The sequence below is a fragment of the Gemmatimonas sp. genome, assembly GCF_046594945.1.
Classification (GTDB): Bacteria; Gemmatimonadota; Gemmatimonadetes; order Gemmatimonadales; family Gemmatimonadaceae; genus Gemmatimonas.
The window spans coordinates 1-5,687 of the sequence record NZ_JBKJRB010000059.1 but is presented as its reverse complement, the minus strand read 5'-3'; the positions used below and the strand labels follow the sequence as shown (position 1 = coordinate 5,687).

General features: G+C 63.1%; 8 protein-coding genes and 1 pseudogene. 5 read left to right on the top strand and 4 right to left on the bottom strand.

Going from position 1 to position 5,687, the window contains the following annotated elements:
- The 3 genes and pseudogenes from ACLL97_RS07100 to ACLL97_RS07090 form a co-directional block, all read right to left on the bottom strand.
- Positions 1-233, bottom strand: a pseudogene (locus ACLL97_RS07100) (hypothetical protein); the annotation flags it as partial.
- 51 nt (positions 234-284) lie between these two features.
- Positions 285-710, bottom strand: coding sequence for a hypothetical protein (locus ACLL97_RS07095; RefSeq protein WP_411279774.1), 426 nt, complete (start codon positions 708-710; stop codon positions 285-287).
- A gap of 405 nt (positions 711-1,115) precedes the next feature.
- On the bottom strand, positions 1,116-1,697 hold the full coding sequence (locus tag ACLL97_RS07090; RefSeq protein ID WP_411279773.1) for a phage tail protein: 582 nt from the start codon (positions 1,695-1,697) through the stop codon (positions 1,116-1,118).
- Positions 1,698-1,876: 179 nt separating this feature from the next.
- Between ACLL97_RS07090 and ACLL97_RS07085 the strand changes: the two genes are divergently transcribed.
- Together ACLL97_RS07085 and ACLL97_RS07080 are read left to right on the top strand one after the other, a co-directional pair.
- Complete coding sequence (locus ACLL97_RS07085) at positions 1,877-2,590, top strand: cytochrome b/b6 domain-containing protein (RefSeq protein WP_411279772.1); 714 nt, start codon at positions 1,877-1,879, stop codon at positions 2,588-2,590.
- Positions 2,587-3,342, top strand: coding sequence for a molybdopterin-dependent oxidoreductase (locus ACLL97_RS07080; RefSeq protein ID WP_411279771.1), 756 nt, complete (start codon positions 2,587-2,589; stop codon positions 3,340-3,342). The genes ACLL97_RS07085 and ACLL97_RS07080 overlap by 4 nt, the downstream gene beginning before the upstream one ends.
- Before the next feature lie 137 nt (positions 3,343-3,479).
- Here the strand turns inward: ACLL97_RS07080 and ACLL97_RS07075 are convergent, their stop codons facing one another.
- Positions 3,480-4,598, bottom strand: a complete 1,119-nt coding sequence (locus ACLL97_RS07075) for a lipocalin-like domain-containing protein (RefSeq protein ID WP_411279776.1) — start codon at positions 4,596-4,598, stop codon at positions 3,480-3,482.
- A gap of 177 nt (positions 4,599-4,775) precedes the next feature.
- On the opposite strand from ACLL97_RS07075, the gene ACLL97_RS07070 reads away from it, so the two are divergent.
- From ACLL97_RS07070 to ACLL97_RS07060, 3 genes are all read left to right on the top strand, one after another.
- Positions 4,776-4,904 (top strand): hypothetical protein, encoded by a 129-nt coding sequence (locus ACLL97_RS07070; RefSeq protein ID WP_411279770.1) that lies wholly within the window; start codon positions 4,776-4,778, stop codon positions 4,902-4,904.
- 9 nt (positions 4,905-4,913) lie between these two features.
- The gene (locus ACLL97_RS07065) at positions 4,914-5,180 is read left to right on the top strand and encodes a transposase (RefSeq protein WP_411279775.1); all 267 of its coding nucleotides are present in this window, start codon (positions 4,914-4,916) and stop codon (positions 5,178-5,180) included.
- A gap of 110 nt (positions 5,181-5,290) precedes the next feature.
- Complete coding sequence (locus tag ACLL97_RS07060) at positions 5,291-5,680, top strand: transposase (protein WP_411279769.1); 390 nt, start codon at positions 5,291-5,293, stop codon at positions 5,678-5,680.
- The last annotated feature ends 7 nt before the right edge of the window (positions 5,681-5,687 follow it).

Below are 5,687 nucleotides of genomic sequence, written 5' to 3'. Positions count from 1 at the left end.
CGCCGGTGTCTGGTGGCCTGTTCGTACGCGTACGCGAAGCCGAAGAGTCGCGGCTCGCTCCAGGGACGACCGAGGAACTCGAGGCCCGCCGGAAGTGCGTCGCTGGTGAAGCCCATCCTTTCTCTCGCCGCGCCCACCAGCACGAATGCCATCACGCACGGTGTCGCATGGTTGTTGCGCCACGCGTGCCGTGTGCCATTCTGCACCACGCAGTCACCCTGCTTCAGATTCACTGTCGCACCGTCGTCGACTTCCAGGGTGATCTCACCGGAGATGACGACACCCTAGTCGACCGAGTCGGTTGTATGCATCCCCGAGTCTTGCTGTTCCATCGACTCGGCGAGACCTGGGGCCTTGCTCAGGTATTCGCGGCGAAATGCCTCTTGATCGAACGCACGATCGCTGGCACCCGGAAACTGCACCATCCGAAAGCGCGTACCACCGGGGCCCGGTACGAATGATTTCATGGTTGTGGTGAGGTCGATAGGTTCGACGGGCAATGTGGGCGTTTCGTCGGTCGCCCACACCTCGACCAATGCCAGCCCCGGAAGCGTTTCCATCGTGACCACGCGCGGCGACAGCCCGTTCTGTACGATGATCGCCTTACCGGCGCCGTTCCTCCCCGTCACCACCCGGCGCAAAGCGGTGATCGAGTCGCGCTGGCGCCACGAATCATCGACCTTACGCGCACATGCGGTCAACCACGTCAATACACCAAGACCTAAGAACCTTCGACGCGTTGGTGTGTGAATTTTACGATGCATGACGCCTCCTCAAGCGGTTCGACAAAGTATCGGTCAGCATCGGGGTTCTGTCGGGGCAAACGCTGTGTACGCAACGTTGCACGCGTGCCACTTCAGCTGTTTGGCTGGCCGGGTTCTTCAAAGGCACAAGCCACTCCCGTACACCAGCCATCGCTGAGATGCTGCGTCAGCGCATAGCTGCGCCTCGAGAAACCGGTGATTGTTGCGCCAAGTACGCCCGCCAGCGATCTCCCCACCGTGCCCGTCGCCCCAACCGATCAGAACACGTCGTGGATTGACGTGGCGGACAATGCGGTGGCGGAAGAATAGTGGTCGGTGAAACGGGACGTGCAGCACCTGCAGTCGGCGCGTTTACTGGCAGCCGATGTCGGTGTTGTGACACGGCAGCCCTAAGCCGTCGGCCGTGAGCTCCAGCTCCTCGATCACGACCTCATTCGCATCTGAGTTGAACTCGGGCCCGGTGACTTTGGTGGGCCGCACGTTTAACAGCGCAAGTATCTCGACCAGCTGCCCAGCGCGGTTGCGCACGGTGAAGCTCACGGTCGCCCGCGCACCAGACGACAACCAGCGTCGTACTTCTGTGGCCGAGGCGCGCACGCGGAGCAACCGGAAGACATCCGTGCGCGGCCGTCCCGCATTCCAGCTGTCTTGTACGCCCTCGAACGGTGTGCCCGCGGCCGTCAACAGACCAGTGCCGGGCGGGCCCAGCACGGCATCGGCAGTGGCCGCGACTCGGAAGTCTGCGCCACTAATCGTGATCTCGTATGTAAATGCCGCCGTGGCGAAACCGTTCTGCGCAGACGCGGCTGCCATCTCGCCCGACGAAATTTCCGTGGGAGGCGGCGCGTCGCAGGCGGCGAGTAGTAGCAGCGTGGCCAGCACGGTGGCGGCAGTGTGGATACGCGGGCGTAACAGGCGAGGAACGTGCGTCATGGGCGGAGTACCGAAATGGGATACCGGGGAGGGCCCAGTTGGAAAGTGATCATGAATAGTGCGCCCAAATTTCCACGGGAGATAGGCTCGAGCGAACCACTCACGGCATGCGCGCCGTATGGCCGAGCTATCAGCCCCACCGTATCTTTTGGTGGACCCTACTTGCCCCAGCGCATATCATGGACAAAAACGCACGATTCCAACGACACGCGCGGTTCGTGCGAGTCACGCACTGGCTGAGCACGATCGCCATCTTCGCGTTGATGCTGAGCGGTGGCGAAGTGGTGCTGTCGCATCCGCGCTTTTATTGGGGCGAGATCGGCAACGTCAACGTCACCCCCGCGTTCACCTTGCCGGTGCCATCATCGCGCGGAACGGTGCCCACCGGCTACAACTTCGTGCTGCCCGATCAGAATGGCTGGAGCTTGTATTTGCACTTCCAGTCGGCGTGGCTGCTGCTGTTCACCGGGCTGGTGTACGGCGTCGCTGGGTTCGCGCGTTCACACTTCCAGCGCAATCTCGTGCCGGTGGCCGGTGATCGTTCGTTTCGAGCGCTCGGGCGCTCTATTGCTGCGCACATGCGGTTTCAGAAAGTGTCCGTCAATGATGCGCACTCGTACAACCTGCTGCAGCGACTGTCGTATCTCGTGATGCTCTTCGTGCTTGCGCCGCTCATCGTGTGGACGGGGCTCGCCATGGCTCCGGGCTTCACTGCCGTGTTCCCGTGGAGTGTCAGCGTGCTCGGCGGACGACAAACCGCGCGTACGCTGCACTTCTTCCTTACCGGAGCCTTCGTGCTCTTCACCCTGGCGCACGTGGGCATGCTCTTACTCGCAGGATTCCGCGCTCGAGTGCAGCCGATGATCACCGGAACCATGAAGGGTGCGTCATGAGCACACTTTCTCGCCGCGCATTGATCGGAAGTGGAGTCGTCGCAGCCGCTGGCGTTGTCGGAAGCGGCTTGCTGTCTGTCGGTCGCGCGTTCGGACTCATCCCTCCGGACAGCGGTGGCTTCTACGGGCCCGGAGAAACATTATCGTACGCTGCGCATCGCCTTCTTGGTCGCAATGCGCTCGCGCGCGAGTTCCCGCGCGCGATGATTTCCGCGAAGCCCTTCGCGAACGAGCTCTCGCCCTTCAGCGAGAACTTCAAGGCGCACGAAGCCGCGAACTTCGCCGCTTGGCGGCTCGATGTGAGTGGCCTTGTCCGTTCGCCGGCCACGTTGTCGCTGGCCGAATTGCGCGCGATGGGCAAGGAGTCGCAGATCACAGAAGTGAACTGCGAAGAGGGATGGAATTACATCGCCGAGTGGGCGGGCACGCCGCTTTCAGCCGTTCTCAATTCAGTGGGCGTGAAGCCGGAAGCGAAGTACGTGGTGTACCTCTCTGAAGACACGAACTGGTGGGACAGCATCGACCTCGATGAGGCGATGCATCCGCAGACTGTGCTGGCTTGGGAGATGAATGGCAGCGCACTGCCGGTACCATTCGGAGGGCCGCTTCGTATCCGAGTGCCGCGTCAGCTAGCGTACAAGAGCGTCAAGTTCATTGATCGTCTTGTCGTGACGGATTCGTTGCGCGGATTCGGGAAAGGAAAAGGCAGTGCGTCGGCAGACGCGGGCTATGCGTGGTACGCCGGGGCTTGAGTCGCGCTCAAGATTGCCCGGTGCTATCCGGCAGGGCCCGGATCACGCCGAGCACGCTCACGGCCGACATGGCACCCCTGCCACATTATCGCTAAGCACGAAGCAGACTGGCCAAATGCGACCGACTTTGACGCGCACTACGGCCAGTCGATCTCAATGAGCTCTACAGGTACGGTTCCCACGTTCCGCATGACATGACTGTGTCCGGCCGCTCGCCAGATCCACCCCCCAGCACCGAACGCTGCGCCAGACGCTTGGGGCTTCGTCCCTTCGTGACGCACGCTTCCCGAACCGATCTGAATGGTGAGCCCGGGCGCGATGTGCCGATGCGACGTAGTCGCTTCGCCGGGCGCAAGCGTGATGCGGTATACGCGTGCGCCGGTACTGTCGCTCTCGAGCGCGAGGTGTGCAACGTTGCGTAGCGCGGGCGCACTCAATCCGGTCCGCCGTTTCACCGTAGCCACCACGTACTGAAACGCCACCGTGTCGACGTTCCCAACACGGTGCGTGTAGGGAATCCATCCGCCGTTGTCGTACACCGCTCCCACCGGGAGTGCAGCTGAGGGCTCTGGCGTGCGCCCTACCCACTGATCCCATGTGCGTGCAGCGGCGATGACCACACTGAACATGCGGTCGACATGCCGATGCCAGCCCGTGGTGTCTCCGGTCGGGGTGCGCACCTCCATCACACGTGCGAACGCGTTCTCATAGACAAGGTGATGGCGCGGCTCGCGGTGCGCCGGGACGGCACGCCACGGAGCGTCGGATACACGGTCCCACACCAGCAGCAGTCCAGTAGTGGTCGGCCTGCCATCGGGTCCAGTGATCACGCGAAGCTCAATTTGGTTTTCCGAACGAAACCGGTAACCGCGCACGAGCGTGCGGCCAATCCATTCCGGAGCCATCGCTCCTTCGACGCGATGCGAGCTCGTTTTCGCGATGCTGTCCATCGTGTACGTGCCGTAGTAGGACGAGAGGCCAATGAGTGCGGCCTGCGCCGCGGTCGGCGTCACGTCCTGCCAGTCGCCAACGCCGAGATTTGAACGCCGCTCGTCGTAGAGCTGCGCGGCCATGACACCACTAGTCGAATACCGAATCAGGCCGAGCGGGTTAGGCCCCCAAAACGGTTGCGATCCGCCGACCGAATCCGGCGGAAGCACAGAAATCAGCCGCCAGTCGCCGACGAAGCTGGCGGCGGATTGTGCTGCCACACGAGTGGACGCACAGATGAAGAGGAGCGTGCAGGCAAGACGCATCACGCAGTTGATATCCCAAAACAATGAGAAAACTAAAGGATACGGCGGCGCAGCTACGACGTCGGGGTATTCAGGCCACTAGCCTGCATTTCTCACGAGGGTATTGCATGACGGCCGCTCTGCGTGGCATAAAGGGTTTGTCGAGAACACCTTACGCGCAACACGGAGACGGCCGTTATGTCCACAGCGTGTACGACCGAATCGTTGACGTTTCAAGGGGTCGCGGGCCGCGAGGTGGTGGCCCGGTTTGATGGCGGGACGCTGACGTCTGACGGCGGGGCGGTGCTGCTGCGCGAGGTGGACTGAGCGACGGGGCTGCTGACACAGTTCGCGGCCTGCTTCACGGATTATCGGGATCCCGCGCGGATAGGGCATTCGGTGGCGTCGCTCGTGCGGCAGCGCGTGTACGGCCTCGCGCTCGACTACGAGGATCTGAACGATCATGATGCGCTACGCGATGATCCGCTCGTGGCGGTGCTGGCGGAATCGACGGATCTCGCCGCGCCAGGCGCCGGCAAGTGCACGCTCAATCGCCTCGAACTGAGCAGCGCGACGGTCGAGGGGCGCGAGCGGTACAAGTAGATCACGGTGGATCACGACGCGGTGGATCGCCTCTTCGTCGACCTGTTCGTACAGGCCCAGGCCACGGCGCCGATTGAGATCGTGCTCGATCTCGATGCCACCGATGTCCGGTGCACGGCGCGCAAGAAGGGCGCTTCTTCCACGGCTACTACGGCCACTACTGCTATCTGCCGCTCTTTCTCTTCGCGGGCGAGCATCGGCTGTGCGCGCGGCTCCGCCCCGCGAATCTCGACGCCAGTGCGGGCGCGCTCGAGGAAGTCGCGCGAATCGTCGCCCAGCTGCGCGCCGCGTGGCCCACGCTCGCGATCACGCGGCGCGCCGACAGCGGCTTCTGCCGCGACGCGCTGATGACGTGGTGCGAGGCCCATGACGTGGACTACGTGTTCGGCCTCGCGAAGCATGCGCGCCTGATCGCGCTGATCGAGGACGAGCTGGCCCAGGCCGCGGCGCAGTGTGCCGCGACCAACGCGCCGGCGCGGGTGTTTGCGGAGCGCATGTAGCAAACGC

What these genes read in the sequence shown, in the direction of transcription:
- ACLL97_RS07090 (WP_411279773.1), bottom strand. Translation starts at nt 1,697, where the DNA reads ATGACGCACGTTCCTCGCCTGTTACGCCCGCGTATCCACACTGCCGCC.
- ACLL97_RS07085 (WP_411279772.1), top strand. Translation starts at nt 1,877, where the DNA reads ATGGACAAAAACGCACGATTCCAACGACACGCGCGGTTCGTGCGAGTC.
- ACLL97_RS07080 (WP_411279771.1), top strand. Translation starts at nt 2,587, where the DNA reads ATGAGCACACTTTCTCGCCGCGCATTGATCGGAAGTGGAGTCGTCGCA.
- ACLL97_RS07075 (WP_411279776.1), bottom strand. Translation starts at nt 4,598, where the DNA reads ATGCGTCTTGCCTGCACGCTCCTCTTCATCTGTGCGTCCACTCGTGTG.
- ACLL97_RS07070 (WP_411279770.1), top strand. Translation starts at nt 4,776, where the DNA reads ATGTCCACAGCGTGTACGACCGAATCGTTGACGTTTCAAGGGGTCGCG.